This is a genomic window from Agrobacterium tumefaciens (assembly GCA_025560025.1).
In the GTDB taxonomy this organism is placed as follows: domain Bacteria; phylum Pseudomonadota; class Alphaproteobacteria; order Rhizobiales; family Rhizobiaceae; genus Agrobacterium.
This window is the reverse complement of the sequence record CP048485.1, coordinates 2,589,964-2,606,042: the sequence shown is the minus strand read 5'-3', so window position 1 is coordinate 2,606,042 and position 16,079 is coordinate 2,589,964. Positions and strand designations below refer to the sequence as shown.

The window sequence follows — 16,079 nt, the reverse complement described above, 5'->3', positions numbered from 1 at the left end:
GATATGGCTACCGTAAAAGTCGATGCCGCCAACTTCCAGTCCGAAGTCCTCGAATCCGCCGAACCCGTTGTGGTGGATTTCTGGGCCGAATGGTGTGGCCCTTGCAAGATGATCGCCCCGAGCCTTGAAGAAATTTCTTCGGAGCTTGCCGGCAAGGTCAAGGTTGCAAAGCTCAACATCGACGAGAACCCGGAACTGGCCGCCAAATTCGGCGTTCGCTCGATCCCGACGCTCGCCATGTTCAAGGGCGGCGAAGTGGCCGATATCAAGGTTGGTGCTGCTCCCAAGACAGCGCTTTCCGCCTGGATTTCCGGCGCCGCATAAGCAATTTCTATGGAATGAAAAAAGCCCGGCATATTTGCCGGGCTTTTTTATTGGGGAACCGTGCCGTTCAGGGCAAGCGCATTTCCGGCAAGATAAAGCGAACCGCCGATCAGAATGCGTGGTGCCGGCCCTTCGGGATCGAAGCGGCGTGACAGTTCATCCAGCGCTTCGGTAAGGGACGATGTAGGCGCGGCCACAAGGCCCGCATCGAAGGCGGCGTGGGCGAGCACGACCGGATCGATCGCCGCATCGGTGCCGCCGATCGGCACTGTGAAGACATATTCGGCGATATCGGCGAAAGCCTTGAAATAGCCCACTGGATCCTTGGTGTTGATCATGCCCGCAATGATGAAGAGCGGGCGTGACGTCTTGTCTTCGAACCCTGCCATGGCTTCGGCAATGACTTCGCCGGCGCCCGGGTTGTGGCCGCCATCAATCCAGATTTCCGCATCCTTCGGGGCCAATTCGGCGATCTTCCCGGTCAGGACGCGCTGAAGACGGCCGGGCCATTCCACCGAGGTCATGGCCTTTTCGATCATCCGTTCCGTCACTTCAAAACCGGCAGCCTTGACGGCACGGATCGCGGCGGCGGCATTGGCAAGCTGGTGGCGGCCGGGAAGCCGCGGCATCGGCGCATCGGTCAGGCCGAACTCATCCTGATAGACCATGCGGCCGAATTCTTCATGGGCGGAAAAATCCTGCCCGTAGACCGAGACCGGGCAACCGAGCCGCTCCGCCGTGGCGACAAGCGTTTCCAGCGCCGCGTCGTATTCCTGGTGGCCAATGACGACGGGAGAACCCGACTTCATGATGCCGGCCTTTTCGGCAGCAATCAGTTCCACACGGTCACCGAGATAGGCCTGATGATCCAGCGAGATCGGCATGATAACGGACACGGCGGGATTATTGATCACATTCGTTGCATCGAAGCGACCACCCAGGCCGACCTCGACAACGGCCGCATCGGCTGGCTGCTCCGCAAAGAGCACGAACATGGCAGCCGTCAGGATTTCGAAAACCGTTATCATCTGGCCGCCATTGGCGGCTTCGATGCGGCGCAACGCGTCCGCAAAGACGGCATCGTTGACATAACGGCCTTTTTCGCCGGAAACGCCGATGCGATAGCGTTCATGCCAGTTGACGAGATGCGGGGAGGTGTGAACGTGGACGGAAAGGCCTGCGGCTTCCAGCAATGCGCGGCAGAAGGCCGTAACCGAACCCTTACCGTTGGTGCCTGCGACATGAATGACCGGCGGCAGCCTTTTGTGGGGATTGCCGAGTTTTTCGAGAAGACGGGAAATTCTATCCAGAGAAAGATCAAAGCCCTTGGGGTGAAGCTGCATCAGCTCTTCGATGATCTTTTCGGCCTCGCCGATTGCGGGCTTCGTCATGTCTTCTGTCCGCCTTTCAGGCGTTGTCTTGGCCATTTTGTCCGCCGCATTCGAGATGAAATCATGCAACGTATAACATCCCCCGAAAACGATTTGTCGCCTTCGGGGGGAGATATTTTTATCAGGCCGAAGCCGCAAGCGGAACGACCGCGTTTGCTTCCGCCGCAGGCGCCTTCGTCATGATCTTGAGAAGGCTGGCGAGCGTATCGGGAATTTCGCGGCGATCGATCACCATGTCGACCATGCCGTGTTCCAGCAGGTATTCCGAGGTCTGAAAACCTTCCGGCAGCTTTTCACGGATGGTCTGCTCGATCACGCGCTTGCCGGCGAAGCAGATTTCGGCACCTGGCTCGGCGATATGCACGTCACCCAGCATGGCATAAGAGGCAGTGACACCACCCGTCGTCGGGTTCGTCAGAACCACGATGTAAGGCATTCCCGCTTCTTTGAGCATGTTCACCGCAACAGTGGTGCGCGGCAGCTGCATCAATGACAGAATGCCTTCCTGCATGCGGGCGCCGCCGGAGGCCGGGAACATCACGAGTGGGCAACGCTCGGAAATGGCGCGCTCAAATGCCTTGACGATGGCTTCGCCTGCCGCGATGCCGAGAGAACCGCCCATGAACTGGAATTCATGCACGACGGCAACGATCTTCAGGCCTTTCAGCAGGCCCACACCGGCAAGGATGGTATCCTCCTGCTCGGTTTTCGTCCGGCTGTCGCGCAGGCGATCGGTGTATTTCTTGGAATCGCGGAACTTCAGCGGATCCTGCGCCACCTTGGGCTGCGGCAGAGCCTCATAGACGCCGCCATCGAACAGATCGACGAGACGCGCCTTTGCAGGCATCTTCATGTGGTAACCGGAAGCCGGAATGACCCACTTGTTGTCCTCGAGGTCCTTATGGAAGACCATCTCGCCCGTTTCCGGGCACTTGATCCACAGGTTCTCGGGAACCTCCGGACGGCGGCCAAGCATGGAATTGATCCGGGGCCGTACGTAATTGGTGATCCAGTTCAACTGTCTACTCCTGACTGGGCCGCGCGCTTATTCCGCAGCGGCAAGGCGCGATGCACGCACGCCCGTTGAAAGTCCTTTTACCAGCGTCGTAACGGCCGGTACGGTATCGGCGGTCGCCTGCCCGTCTTTGGTCAGGCTGCCCGCAATCTGGTTGACGATGGCGGAACCAACCACCACGCCATCCGCCACAGCACCGATCGCCTTGGCATGATCGGCCGTCTTGACACCGAAACCGACACAGACCGGCAGTTCCGTATGCGCCTTGATACGACCGACAGCGCCCGAGATCAACGAGGGATCGGGAAGCGCTGAACCGGTAATACCGTTCATCGAGACGTAATAAACGAAACCTGAGGTATTTTTAAGGACGGCAGGCAGGCGCTTGCCATCCGTCGTCGGCGTCGCCAGACGGATGAAGTTGATGCCGCGCGCGAGTGCGGGGATGCAGAGTTCATCGTCCATTTCCGGCGGCAGATCGACAACGATCAGGCCATCGATGCCGGCCGCGATTGCGTCGTCCAGAAATTTTTCGACGCCGTAGATATAGATAGGATTGTAATAGCCCATCATCACGATCGGCGTTGCATCGTCTTGCTTGCGAAACTCGCGGGCGAGATCGAGCGTCGTCTTCAGCGTCTGGCCGCCCTTCAGCGCACGCTGACCGGCCAGCTGAATGGCCGGACCATCCGCCATCGGGTCGGAAAAGGGCATGCCGAGTTCGATAACATCAGCACCGGCTTCCGGCAGGGCCTTCATGATGCCGAGCGAGGTTTCGAAATCCGGGTCGCCGCCCATGAAATAGGTAATCAGGGCCGGGCGATTTTCAGCGCGCAGATCGGCAAAGCGCTTGTCCATACGTGCAGTCATGATCTTATACATCCATTCCAAGGAACTTGCTGACGGTGTGGACATCCTTGTCGCCGCGACCGGAGAGGTTCATCAGGATGATTTCATCCTTGCCCATCTTCGGCGCACGCTTGATGACCTCGGCCAGGGCGTGGCTCGGCTCCAGAGCCGGAATGATGCCTTCAAGGCGGGTCAACATCTGGAACGCGTCCAGCGCCTCATGGTCCATGATCGGCACATATTCCACGCGGCCGATATCGTTCAGCCAGGAATGTTCAGGGCCGATGCCGGGATAATCGAGGCCGGCGGAGATGGAATGACCTTCCTTGATCTGACCGTCCTCATCCTGCAGCAGATAGGTGCGGTTGCCATGCAGCACGCCCGGCGAACCGGCGGTGATGGAAGCGCAATGCTCATCACCCGAAAGACCCTTGCCGCCGGCTTCGACGCCGACGATGCGGACATTCTTGTCATCGAGGAAAGGATGGAAGATGCCGATGGCATTCGAACCACCGCCGACAGCCGCGACGACCAGATCCGGCAGGCGGCCTTCGGCCTCCAGCATCTGCGCCTTGGCTTCCTCGCCGATAACGGCCTGGAAATCGCGGACCATTTCCGGATAGGGATGCGGGCCGGCCGCGGTGCCGATCAGGTAATAGGTATCCTCGACATTGGTGACCCAGTCGCGCAGGGCCTCGTTCATGGCGTCCTTCAGGGTGCCGTGGCCAGCCGTCACCGGCTTCACTTCAGCACCAAGGAGCTTCATGCGGAAAACATTCGGGGCCTGACGGGCAACGTCCGTCGCGCCCATATAAACGACGCAGGGCAGGCCAAAGCGTGCAGCGACGGTAGCGGAGGCAACGCCGTGCTGGCCGGCACCGGTTTCGGCAATGATACGGGTCTTGCCCATGCGCTTGGCAAGCAGGATCTGGCCGAGACAATTGTTGATCTTGTGCGAGCCAGTGTGGTTTAGCTCCTCGCGCTTGAAATAGATCTTCGCGCCGCCAAGTTCCGCCGTCAGGCGTTCCGCAAAATAAAGCGGGCTCGGACGGCCGGTATAGTGCGCGCCGAGATGCTTGAGTTCCGCCTGAAACGCGGGATCAGTCTTGGCCTTGTCCCATTCCGCCTGCAAATCCAGAATGAGCGGCATCAGCGTTTCGGCAACGAAGCGACCTCCGTAAATGCCGAAACGGCCGTCCTCATCGGGACCAGCGCGAAAAGAATTGGGTGTTGGCGCGTCGTTCACTTCAAGCTCCCTTTGGGCCTTTCGACCAATCATTCACCACATCGAAAAATGCGTCGATCATGGACAGATCCTTGACGCCCGGCGCGCTTTCCACACCGGACGATAAATCTAGTCCGCTTGCCCTGGTCTCCGCCAGCGCCTCAGCGACATTGTCCTTGTTCAATCCCCCGGAAAGCATGTAATCCACACTTCCGTCAAGTGATCGCAGGATGGTCCAGTCGAAGGATACGCCGTTGCCGCCCGGCAGCTCGGAACCGGCGGGCGCCTTGGCGTCCAGTAGAAAACGGTCGGCTACTCCAATATAAGGGTCGATTTTGGCAAGATCAGCGGCATCGCGAATGGAAATCGCCTTCATGACAGGCAGGCCATACAGCGCCTTGATATTCAGCAGCCGCTCTGGGCTTTCATTGCCATGCAGCTGCAGGATGTCCGGCTTGACGAGATCGACGATTTCATCGAGATAATCATTGTCGGCATTGACGGTGACGGCAACCACCTTGGCGGCGCCACGGGCACCTTCCGCCAGCCTGCCGGCAATATCGGGCTCGATGTTGCGCGGGCTCTTTTCAAAGAAAATAAAACCGACATGGGACGCACCACGCCTGACGGCGCGCTCGAGCGCTTCCGGTGTCTTCAATCCGCAAATCTTGATATCCGGTTTCATACCCGCGACCTGACATGAAATGCGACAAGAGTCGAGCCAAATCGCATCCATTTCCGATGGAATGTTTCACGTGAATCCAGATGGCGATCCGCGCTGCAGGTTTCAATCGAAATCGATGGCGTGGAGTCTGGAGCCATGGCGTTTCAGCCAGCTCTTGGCTTCTTCCGTGTGCGGGCAGAGCTTTTCGCATAATGCCCAGAATTTCGGGCCGTGGTTCATTTCGCTCAGATGTGCAACCTCGTGGGCGGCGAGATAGTCGATGACCTTTTCGGGGGCCATGACGATACGCCATGAGAAGCTCAAATTTCCATCATGGGAACAGGAGCCCCAGCGGCTGCGGGTATCCTTCATGCTGATGGAGCGCACCGGCCGGCCGGCGGTACGTGCATGAACAGCCACAAGCCGTTCCAGATCCGCCTTCGCTTCCTTTTTGAGGAATGTCGCTATCCGTCGTCTCAGATGTTCCGGCGCGCCGCTGACCTTCAGAACGGCCACCCCATCGGCGTCTTTCGTGACATGTGTCAGCCCTCGCAGGCTGCCAGTATGGTCAATGCGGTGGGCTGTGCCGCGAATATCGATGGTCGCATCTGGACGCAAACCGTCGTCGGGGCTGAATTTCACAAGCTTGCCTTCCAGCCAGCCCTGATGCCTTTCGAGAAAATCATCCACCTGGCGGTGATGCAGACCCATCGGGATCGTCAGTTTCAGCGCTCTGCCACCGGGTTCGATGCGTAGCGTAATGCGCGTGGCGCGCGGATTTTCCCTGACCGTAATCGGCACCTGCCTGCCCGCCACCGCAACGGTGCGCTGGCTGGGCAGCGCCTTCTTTGGGGCCGGTGATTTCAGGGATTTTCTGAGGAGCGAAAACATGAACTCTTCATAACCGATTCGTCCGTCGTTTGGCCATGCAAATGCGCGGCATGGCCCGCCGTCTGCCCCTAAGATGTCTGGTGTTTACGGATAAAATCCAGCATGCGCGGCACGATTTCCTTGCGGAAGCGCGAACCGTTGAAGACGCCGTAGTGCCCGACATCCGGCTGCATGTAATGGGCGCGTTTGTCTTCAGGGATGTTCCGGCAAAGATCATGGGCGGCCTTTGTCTGGCCAACGCCGGAAATATCGTCGTTCTCACCTTCCACCGTAAACAATGCGACTTTGCGAATGGCCGCAGGCTCGACCGCCCTGCCCCGGTGAAGCATGTTCCCCTTCGGAAGCGCATGGTCGATAAAGACCGTTTCCACCGTCTGCAGATAGAACTCCGCCGTCAGATCCATGACGGCCAGATATTCATCGTAAAACTCACGGTGCTTTTCAGCGGAATCGCCATCATTCTTGACGAGGTTGAGGTAAAAATCCTTATGCGCCGTCATGTGCTTATCGAGGTTCATCGACATGAAACCGGACAGCTGCAGGAAGCCAGGATAGACATTGCGGCCAAAAGCGGGCTGCGGCCACGGCACCTGCATGACGACATTGTCGCGGAACCATTCAATCGGTTTCGCTTTGGCAAGATCATTGACGGCTGTGGGATTGATGCGTGTATCGATCGGACCGCCCATCAGCGTCATGGATGCCGGCGCGAATTTATCCCCATCCGCCTCCATTAACGAGACGGCGGCCAGCACCGGCACGGATGGCTGACAGACGGCAACCACATGCGCCCCCAGCCCGATCGCGCGCAGCATCTCGATGACGTAGCTGATGTAATCGTCGAGATCGAAGGTACCCTCGCTCACCGGCACCGTGCGGGCATCGGCCCAATCGGTGATGTAGATATCCGCCGAAGGCAGCAGGGCCTCCACCGTCCCCCGTAACAAAGTGGCATAGTGGCCGGACATCGGCGCCACCAGCAGCACCTTCGGACCGGGCTGGCGGGCTGGATCAAGTTCCTTCTTGAAATGAAGCAGATTGCAGAACGGACGCGACCAGACGGTCTCTTCGACAACATTGACGGTCTGGCCATCGACAAGCGTACTGCCGAGAGCGAATTCCGGTTTTGCGTAACGGCGCGTCATGCGCTCGAAGACCTCAAAACCGGCATCGAGGCTTCTTCCGAAAGCCGTGCTGGAAAGCGGATTGAGCGGATTGTTGCAAGCCTGGCGCATCATGTCAGCACCGGCGCGCAGCGGCGCCATGGCCGCATGGTTCATTTCATAGAGGTGGTAGAACACTGATGACGCCTCCCTCGCGATCACGCTCTTTTTTCAACCATAGCAGCTTTTCGCAGGTGCACAAAATCGAAGGCGCCGGCGGTTTCCCGCCAGCGCCTCACTTTCCGTTGAACGCCTTTGCGATCAGATGTCGGCGACGAAAGTCTGCTTCTGGGAACCGAGGCCTTCAATGCCAAGTTCCACGACATCGCCGGTCTTGAGATAACGCGGCGGCTTCTGGCCCATGCCAACGCCGGGAGGCGTGCCGGTGGAGATGACGTCACCGGGATGCAGCGACATGAACTGGCTGAGATAGGAAACGACATGAGCGACACCGTAGACCATGGTCTTGCTGGAACCATCCTGCATCGTCTGACCGTTCACCTTCAGCCACATGCCGAGGTTCTGCGGATCGGTGATTTCGTCCTTCGTGACAAGCCAGGGGCCGATCGGACCGAAAGTGTCGCAGGACTTACCCTTGGTCCACTGCCCGGCACGCTCCGTCTGGAAGGCACGTTCGGAAACATCATGCGACACGCAATAACCGGCGACGTAATCGAGAGCATCAGCTTCCGAAACATATTTTGCCGTCTTGCCAATGACCACACCAAGCTCGACTTCCCAGTCGGTCTTTTCGGAGCCGCGCGGAATGACGACGTCGTCGTTCGGACCGACGATCGCCGAGGTCGCCTTCATGAAAATGACGGGTTCCGGCGGTACGGTCGCACCTGTTTCAGCGGCGTGGTCGGAGAAGTTAAGGCCGATGCAGATGAATTTTCCGGTTCCCGTAACGCAGGCGCCGATGCGATCTTCGTTGAGGACCGGAAGAGTGCCAAGATCGATGGCGGCAATCTTCTTGAGGCCTTCGGGAGAGATGCCGTCGCCGCCAATGTCTTTCACGTGGGCGGACAGATCGCGGACTTTTCCTTCCGCGTCGAGGATCGCAGGCTTTTCCTGGCCAGGCTGGCCAACGCGCATCAATTTCATGGAACTCTCTCCCGGTTGTCTGACAAGGTGATGCATATATGAACGATGCATTCATACTTGTCACCCCTTGACTGCTCCGACTTTCGAAAAATACCTTTTCCTTCCCGGCAATCAAAAGGACATGGCCCGTGACGAACAGCAATTCCCGACAATCAGAATATCCCGTCGATCAACTTTTCCTCGATCGCTGGTCTCCGCGCGCCTTCGATGGCAATGCCATGCCGCAAGAGCATCTGCTGACCATTCTCGATGCGGCGCACTGGGCGCCTTCGGCATCCAATCACCAGCCATGGCGGTTTGTCTACGCACACAAAGATGGCGAGGACTGGCCTCTCTTCGTGGAACTTCTGATGGAAGGAAACCAGCGCTGGGCGAAAAATGCCTCCGTGCTGCTTTTCGTCATTTCCCGCGACCACAATGTCTCACGCGACGGCGAGAAAAAACCGTCGGCGACCCATTCCTTCGATGCGGGTGCAGCATGGTTTTCGCTTGCCATGCAGGCGCATCTGCTCGGTTACCATGCCCATGGCATGGCCGGCATATTCAAAGACCAGATCGTGGAAAAGCTCAATGTTCCTGATGGGTACAAGGTGGAGGCAGCGATTGCCATCGGCACGCTGACCGACAAGACCGTCCTTCCCGACGATCTGGCGGAACGGGAAGTTCCGAGCAAGCGCCTCCCCCTTTCGGACGTTGCTTTCAAGGGGCGTTTTACCGGCAAGGCCGATTGATATCCGAGCATCCATATCAACAAAAAGGCCCGGCGGAAAACAACCGCCGGGCCTTTTGTTAAATCTTCGTTTCACGTGAATCGTTACGTGAGACGCCCCACAGAATTAAATGTCGAGGTTGGCAACGCTCAGGGCATTTTCCTGGATGAAGTCACGGCGCGGCTCTACCTCGTCGCCCATCAGGCGGGCGAACAGGCCATCGGCATCGGTCGCATCATTGACCTTGACCTGCAGAAGCGAGCGGACATTGGCGTCAAGCGTCGTTTCCCAAAGCTGCTCGGCATTCATTTCGCCAAGACCCTTGTAACGCTGCATGGAAAGCCCCTTGCGGCCGGCAGCGAAAATCGCATCCAGAAGCGCACGCGGACCTGGCAGTTCCATGGTGCCGTCCTTGCGTTGCAGAACCGGCGGCGTCACGTAGATGTCGCGCGTGCGGGCTGCGAGCTGATCGATGTGACGGGCGTCAGCCGAACCGATGAGACCCATATCCAGCGTCGAAACTTCCTTGACGCCGCGAACCATACGCTCGAAGCGCAGTCCGCCATCATCCAGCACCGTACCCGTCCAGCCACGTTCGGTTTCTTCCGCAATCATATCGAGACGGCGGGCAACTTCGGCAACCGTTTCCTCGGCACGCGCCGCATTGGCCGAAAGCTCGGGGTTGAGCGCGCCGGCAATGGCGGCCTGTTCCACAATCGAGCGGCTGTAGCGGGAGTGCAGACCATCGATCAGCGAGCGCATGCGCAGCGCATCGAGAATAACTTCGCGAAGATCGGCGCCAACGCGAACCTCACCGGTGCCGAGGGTCAGCGATGCTTCCTCAAGACCCATGGAAATGAGGTATTCTTCCAGCGCCTTCTCATCCTTGAGGTACTGCACGGACTTTCCGCGCGTCACCTTATAAAGCGGTGGCTGGGCGATATAGAGATGGCCGCGCTCGATCAGTTCCGGCATCTGGCGGAAAAAGAAGGTCAAAAGCAGGGTACGGATATGGGCGCCGTCAACGTCAGCATCCGTCATGATGATGATCTTGTGGTAACGCAGCTTGTCGGCGTTGAATTCGTCCTTGCCGATCGACGTGCCGAGCGCGGTGATCAGCGTGCCGATTTCCTGGCTGGACAACATCTTGTCGAAACGGGCGCGCTCGACATTCAGGATCTTACCGCGCAGCGGCAGGATGGCCTGGGTTTCGCGCGAGCGGCCCTGCTTGGCCGAACCGCCGGCGGAGTCGCCCTCGACGAGGAAGAGTTCGGATTTCGCGGGATCGCGCTCGGAGCAGTCGGCTAGCTTGCCGGGCAGAGAGGCGATATCGAGCGCACCCTTGCGGCGCGTCAGTTCGCGCGCCTTGCGGGCGGCTTCGCGGGCGACGGCCGCTTCCACCACCTTGCCGACAAGGATCCTTGCATCGGAAGGATGTTCTTCCAGCCAGGTAGACAGGGCCTCGTTGACGAGGCTTTCCACGACCGGGCGCACTTCGGACGAAACGAGCTTGTCCTTCGTCTGCGAGGAAAACTTTGGATCGGGAACCTTGACGGAGAGAATAGCTGTCAGACCTTCACGGCAGTCCTCACCCTGCAGGCTTACCTTTTCCTTTTTCAGGATGCCCGATGTTTCGGCATAGGAAGTCACCTGGCGTGTCAGCGCCGCACGGAAACCGGCCATGTGGGTGCCGCCATCGCGCTGGGGAATGTTGTTGGTAAAGCAGAGCACGTTTTCATGGTAGCTGTCGTTCCACCACAGCGCGACCTCGACGGTGATACCGTCCTTCTCGCCCTTGATGGCAACGGGCTTATCCACCAGCGGCTTCTTGGCGCGGTCCAGATAACGGACGAAGGCTTCAAGCCCGCCGTCATACAGCAGCTCTTCCTGCTTGATATCAGAATGGCGCTTGTCGGTGAGCAGGATACGCACGCCGGAATTCAGGAATGCCAGTTCGCGCAGGCGATGCTCCAGCGTGCCGTAATCGTAGTCCGTCATGGTGAAGGTCTGCGGGCTGGCCAGGAAAGTGACCTCCGTTCCCGAGCGGCCTTCATATTCACCGATGACCGAGAGCGGCGCATCGGCGACACCGTGGGTGAAGCCGATTTCGTGCAGCTTGCCATTGCGGCGGATTCTGAGCTTCAGCCAGACGGAAAGCGCATTCACCACCGAGACGCCCACGCCGTGCAGACCGCCGGAAACCTTGTAGGAGTTCTGGTCGAATTTTCCGCCCGCATGCAGCTGGGTCATGATGACTTCGGCTGCGGAAACGCCTTCGGAGGAGTGGATGTCGGTCGGAATACCGCGTCCATTATCCGTCACCGTCACCGATCCGTCGGCATTCAGCGTCACCGTCACCAGATCGGCGTGGCCCGCGAGTGCTTCATCGATGGCGTTGTCGACCACTTCGTAAACCATGTGATGCAGGCCGGAACCGTCATCGGTATCGCCGATATACATGCCGGGCCGTTTGCGCACGGCATCAAGACCCTTGAGGACCTTGATCGAATCGGCTCCATATTCCGTGTTTGCGCCGACTTCGCTTGACGATGTTTCGGTCATAAGTACTCTTTCCAAAGTTTTCCTGGCCAAGTTTTCAGTGAGAAGGCCTGAAGCCAGCGAATCACTCAAATCCGACATGCGACTATAGAAATTCTACACCCAATCCCAAAGGCCGCATGCTTCCGGATGCTGCATAAAGCAGGGGATAGAGGGGTTTCAATCGCAAGAACGGCTTTTTTGCAGCACCGCTGACAGTTCCTCTATCATACTCGGCGGCAGCTTGCGAATATCCCGCGCCAGACGATTGGCGAAAGCCGTATATTGCGGCGGAAGGCCGATCGTGTCGATCACCACTTTCGGGTCGGAAGAGCCGGCGAGAAAGAACAATTCCTCCGCCTCATCCCAGATAATATTGAAATATCCGGCAATGCGCTGAAGCAGATCAAAGCTCGGTTTGCCACGCTTGCCGTGCTCCAGTGCCGAAAGATAGGCTGGCGATACGCCGATGGCTGCTGCCATTTCCTTCTGCGTTACGCCCTTGCGTTCGCGAAGCTGTCGCACGGCCTCCGCAAAGGGTGTCATGATTTTTCACCCCTGCGGCGTGCCAGCCGCACATAGAGCGCGCCGTCGCCGCCATGATTGGCAGATGCATCCTCGTAGGACGAAATCAAATGGCGATATTCCGGTTTGGAGAACCACATGGGCACCGCCCTCTTCAGCGCGCCGTCGCTGCCGATGGAACGGCCCTTGCCGGTAATGACCAGCACATGCCGGAGACCACGTTCATGTGCGCGCAGCAGAAAATCAAGCAGAACCGCATGGGCCTCGCTTTGAAACATGCCGTGCAGATCGATCCGCCCTTCCAGCGGCAGCCTGCCGCGGGTGAGCTTGCGCTTGACCGGTTTTTCCAGCGGCTGATGAATTCGGGGTTTCTTGTCCGGCGAAGCGGGCGGCACCTCCGCCGGCTCTGCGAGCATGCGCGGAAAGAGACCCTTGCCCGTTTGCGGAACCACGGGCTCGGCCGGGGTTTCCTCTACATCGTCGAAAGCCAGCAAATCCTCCAGCCTGCCTGGGATCGGCCGCGCTGTGCGTGCGACCTTACCCCACAGGATGCGTTCTTCCTTGCCAAGCTTTCGACTGCCCTTCATCGCCGATACCTTTCCGCAGCAACACGTGGCAGCAGTATATAAAAATCGGCGTCGTTGCGCACCGTACCGGCAAGTTCACCGGCTTCGAAACCGGAGCCGGTGAAAATATCACCGCGCGCCGGTCCGACGATGGCCGACCCCGTATCGAGCGCCAGCATCAGCCGGGCGAATGGTTTTCCGTCATCCAGATGGGTCAATGACGGCGCATGGATGAAAAAGGGAAAACCGAATGTGTGGATGAGCCTGTCCACCGCAAGCGCCCGGCCGGCGACCAACGGCACCTTGGCGGCGGCAATGGGTCCCATATCCTCTTCGGCAACATCCGCTTCCCGGAAAAAAATATAGGAGCGGTTATGCCAGAGCACGCCATCCACGTCGTCGGGATGATCGGCGAGCCATTTGCGGATCGTCTGCATCGAGACGGTTTTGGGATCGAGTTCTCCGCGATCCAGAAGCAGCCGGCCTATCGGCGAAAACGGATGCCCGGCTTTCGCCGCATAGGTTACCCGTTTTACCGCACCATCCGGAAACACCAGACGGGCGGCGCCCTGAACGTGGACGAAGAACAGGTCGACCTTTGATTTCGCCCAGGCGATCTCAAGACCCCTGCCCTCCAGATATCCTTCATCCATGGCGCGACGGTCGGGAAAATAGGAAATCCCGTCTTCGCCTTCTTTGCCAAAAGCATAGGTCGGATCGAAACCGGCGGGACGATTATCGTCGCCGATATCCACCAGTTCCGGTGGCCTGCGATAGATTGGATAACGCCAGATTTCGTCCGGGGTGGAAGACACTTCCAGTTCCGGTTCGTAAAAGGCGGTAACAAAACCGCTCTTTCCCTGAGCAGGAGAAATCTTGAAGGCAACGCAATTGGTTTCGAAAAAGCGGCGCGCCTGTTCGGGGCTATCCGCTTCGAAGCCTTCGGCGGCTTCCAGAAGTGAAACCAGTTCCCCAGCGGTGACGCCGAGCGCGCCGGTCCTATAGGGTTTCGCATTACGCAGATGCGACAGGATCGTTCCCATGGCTGCAAAAAGCTCGCTGGGATCATCCTCCCGCCACCCTGGCAGATCGCGGAAAGACACTTCGTCGATTGAAAAAGGCGTGCTCATTGCTCGGATTCGGTAGCGATCAGCTTCCAGTTCGGATCGCGCGAACGAATATCACGCGAGAAGGTCCAGATGTCATCTACTTCCGCAACCGCGTCCGGATCGCCATCCACCAGCTTGCCATCTTTATCATAGGTGGCCGAAATGAGCTGGCTGACCAGCCTCAACGTGATCTGCACTTCGGAATCGCGGATGGCCGCCTGGGTGATATCGGCCTTTTCGATGCCGACGAAGGTGGACTTCACGACCTCGCCGCGACTTTCGCGCTCGGAAATGGCTGCATCGAAACCGTCAAAAACCTCCTTCGACAGAAGGTTCTTCAGCGTCTTGCGGTCGCCATCGGCAAAACCCATGACAATCATTTCATAGGCCATACGAGCGCCGTTCAGGAACTCCTTCGGGCGGAATGTCGGATCCTTGGTCATCACCTCTCTGAGAGAGGTATTCAATGCCGAGTCCACGGGCGCAAGGGCATCAGCTTCGGCAAAGCGGTTTTCATCCTCCGCCTCGCCACGCTTCGGCAGGGTCACGACCTTGTTATCGTCCGTGACGGGACCTTTCGCGACGTCGCGCGGGCTATAGGGATCGAATGGCGGCTTCTCATTGCCCGTTCGGCGGCCGAGAACGCTACGCAGCTGAAAGAAGATCAGCACCGCTGCAACGAGAAAAAACAATGTGATAAAGTCGCTAAAGCCCATCTTTTACCAAAACCGCCATTTAAATTCGAAAACCACACCATCATATAGTCTGCATCTTACCATCATTCAAATGTGCAGATTCAATCATCGGTGTTCTCGCGAACCGGCAATCTGCCAGAGATGCACACGCAAGGCTAGAAGATGCGTTTTTCCTTTCTCCCCATCGTCATACTGATGATGCCCATCCTCGAAATTGCCGGCTTCATCATCGTCGGCAAGGCGATCGGTTTATGGCTGACATTGGCGCTCGTCCTGTTCACGTCGTTTCTCGGGCTCTTGATCCTGCGCCTCGGCGGTATCGGCATGGTGAGAAATCTCCAAGCGGCCGGACGCACCGGTGCCCAGCCGGCGGATGAACTGGTCAATGGCGCCATGCGGGTTGTCGCCGGTATCCTGCTTTTCATTCCCGGTTTCATCACCGACATCCTCGGCCTTCTACTGTTGTCGAAAACAGTGCGGCGCTTTTTCTGGAAAGCTTTCGGGCCGCGTGTCGTGGTTGCGGGTTCGTTTCGCCAGTCTGGCAGCCAGTCCGGTCCTCAGCCCGGCGATTTTTCCGGGTTCCGCAATGATCAGAGACAGAGCGGGAATTCCAAGGTCGTAGACCTCGACGAGGAAGAGTTTCACCGCGAAGGGCCAAAGGATTCTCCCTGGTCGAGCAAGCCGGATGATCGCGACCTGCCCAAACCCTGAAGGCGCAGCGGAACGGACGCCGGGGCCGGCTCGCGAAGGGTTGTAAGGCTCGGGTCGAAATGATAGACCGCCTTCCACGAATTCACGCCGCGAGGAAACGTAATGACCGCTGAAAATGGTGCACAGGGCGCAGTAAGTCCTTCCCTGAATATTCTTACCCAGTACATCAAGGATCTTTCCTTCGAAAATCCGGGCGCTCCTCGTTCGCTTCAGGCCCGTGAAAACGCGCCGTCGATCAACATCAATGTCAATGTCAACGCAAACCCGATCTCGGGTTCTGATTTTGACGTTGTTCTGGCGCTGAATGCGGAAGCCAAGGATGGCGACAAGGTCCTGTTCGCGGCCGAGCTGGTTTATGGCGGCGTGTTCCGCATTGCCGGTTTCCCGCAGGAACATATGCTGCCGGTGCTGTTCATCGAATGCCCCCGCCTGCTGTTCCCCTTCGCGCGCCAGATCATCGCGGATGTCACTCGCAACGGCGGCTTCCCGCCGCTGATGATCGATCCGATCGATTTCGCGCAGATGTTTGCTCAGCGCGTTGCCGAAGAACAGGCGAGAGCCAAGGTTCAGGCCGTACCGAACTGAACAGCGCCTATTGC

Annotated in this window: 17 protein-coding genes; 4 read left to right on the top strand and 13 right to left on the bottom strand. The window is 58.3% G+C overall.

The genetic code is table 11. The features are described 5' to 3' along the window. Positions 1-3 precede the first annotated feature (3 nt). Positions 4-324: a thioredoxin gene (gene trxA, locus FY152_12590; GenBank protein UXS32894.1), complete on the top strand. Its 321-nt coding sequence runs from the start codon at positions 4-6 to the stop codon at positions 322-324. Between the two features lie 47 nt (positions 325-371). On the opposite strand, the gene FY152_12585 is transcribed toward trxA, so the two are convergent. The 8 genes from FY152_12585 to FY152_12550 all read right to left on the bottom strand — a co-directional run bounded on the left by FY152_12585 (position 372) and on the right by FY152_12550 (position 8,626). Beyond that, a complete protein-coding gene (locus FY152_12585; GenBank protein ID UXS32893.1) occupies positions 372-1,715 on the bottom strand; it encodes a bifunctional folylpolyglutamate synthase/dihydrofolate synthase in 1,344 nt (447 codons plus the stop codon). Positions 1,716-1,836: 121 nt separating this feature from the next. Then, entirely contained in the window at positions 1,837-2,733 is an 897-nt protein-coding gene (locus FY152_12580) for an acetyl-CoA carboxylase carboxyltransferase subunit beta (protein UXS32892.1), read from the bottom strand. A 27-nt stretch (positions 2,734-2,760) separates the two neighbouring features. Continuing rightward, a complete protein-coding gene (locus FY152_12575) occupies positions 2,761-3,600 on the bottom strand; it encodes a tryptophan synthase subunit alpha (protein ID UXS32891.1) in 840 nt (279 codons plus the stop codon). A gap of 4 nt (positions 3,601-3,604) precedes the next feature. After that, positions 3,605-4,825, bottom strand: a complete 1,221-nt coding sequence (trpB, locus tag FY152_12570) for a tryptophan synthase subunit beta (GenBank protein ID UXS32890.1) — start codon at positions 4,823-4,825, stop codon at positions 3,605-3,607. 1 nt (position 4,826) lies between these two features. Continuing rightward, on the bottom strand, positions 4,827-5,489 hold the full coding sequence (locus FY152_12565; protein UXS32889.1) for a phosphoribosylanthranilate isomerase: 663 nt from the start codon (positions 5,487-5,489) through the stop codon (positions 4,827-4,829). Positions 5,490-5,591: 102 nt separating this feature from the next. After that, a complete protein-coding gene (locus FY152_12560) occupies positions 5,592-6,359 on the bottom strand; it encodes a M48 family metallopeptidase (protein ID UXS32888.1) in 768 nt (255 codons plus the stop codon). A 68-nt stretch (positions 6,360-6,427) separates the two neighbouring features. Beyond that, positions 6,428-7,660: a polyhydroxyalkanoate depolymerase gene (locus tag FY152_12555; GenBank protein UXS32887.1), complete on the bottom strand. Its 1,233-nt coding sequence runs from the start codon at positions 7,658-7,660 to the stop codon at positions 6,428-6,430. Between the two features lie 123 nt (positions 7,661-7,783). Then, positions 7,784-8,626: a fumarylacetoacetate hydrolase family protein gene (locus tag FY152_12550; protein UXS32886.1), complete on the bottom strand. Its 843-nt coding sequence runs from the start codon at positions 8,624-8,626 to the stop codon at positions 7,784-7,786. A gap of 128 nt (positions 8,627-8,754) precedes the next feature. On the opposite strand from FY152_12550, the gene FY152_12545 reads away from it, so the two are divergent. Then, positions 8,755-9,357, top strand: coding sequence for a nitroreductase family protein (locus FY152_12545; protein UXS32885.1), 603 nt, complete (start codon positions 8,755-8,757; stop codon positions 9,355-9,357). A 105-nt stretch (positions 9,358-9,462) separates the two neighbouring features. Here the strand turns inward: FY152_12545 and gyrB are convergent, their stop codons facing one another. The 5 genes from gyrB to FY152_12520 form a co-directional block, all read right to left on the bottom strand. Next, a complete protein-coding gene (gene gyrB / locus FY152_12540; protein ID UXS32884.1) occupies positions 9,463-11,898 on the bottom strand; it encodes a DNA topoisomerase (ATP-hydrolyzing) subunit B in 2,436 nt (811 codons plus the stop codon). Between the two features lie 156 nt (positions 11,899-12,054). After that, on the bottom strand, positions 12,055-12,420 hold the full coding sequence (locus tag FY152_12535; protein UXS32883.1) for a helix-turn-helix transcriptional regulator: 366 nt from the start codon (positions 12,418-12,420) through the stop codon (positions 12,055-12,057). Continuing rightward, complete coding sequence (locus tag FY152_12530; GenBank protein UXS32882.1) at positions 12,417-12,986, bottom strand: Smr/MutS family protein; 570 nt, start codon at positions 12,984-12,986, stop codon at positions 12,417-12,419. The genes FY152_12535 and FY152_12530 overlap by 4 nt, the downstream gene beginning before the upstream one ends. Beyond that, a complete protein-coding gene (locus tag FY152_12525) occupies positions 12,983-14,095 on the bottom strand; it encodes a murein transglycosylase A (GenBank protein UXS32881.1) in 1,113 nt (370 codons plus the stop codon). Before FY152_12525 ends, FY152_12530 begins: the two co-directional genes overlap by 4 nt. After that, entirely contained in the window at positions 14,092-14,790 is a 699-nt protein-coding gene (locus tag FY152_12520; protein UXS32880.1) for a Tim44 domain-containing protein, read from the bottom strand. The genes FY152_12525 and FY152_12520 overlap by 4 nt, the downstream gene beginning before the upstream one ends. A 141-nt stretch (positions 14,791-14,931) precedes the next feature. On the opposite strand from FY152_12520, the gene fxsA reads away from it, so the two are divergent. Then, on the top strand, positions 14,932-15,480 hold the full coding sequence (gene fxsA / locus FY152_12515; protein UXS32879.1) for a membrane protein FxsA: 549 nt from the start codon (positions 14,932-14,934) through the stop codon (positions 15,478-15,480). 102 nt (positions 15,481-15,582) lie between these two features. Continuing rightward, on the top strand, positions 15,583-16,065 hold the full coding sequence (gene secB, locus FY152_12510; protein ID UXS32878.1) for a protein-export chaperone SecB: 483 nt from the start codon (positions 15,583-15,585) through the stop codon (positions 16,063-16,065). Positions 16,066-16,079: the final 14 nt, after the last annotated feature.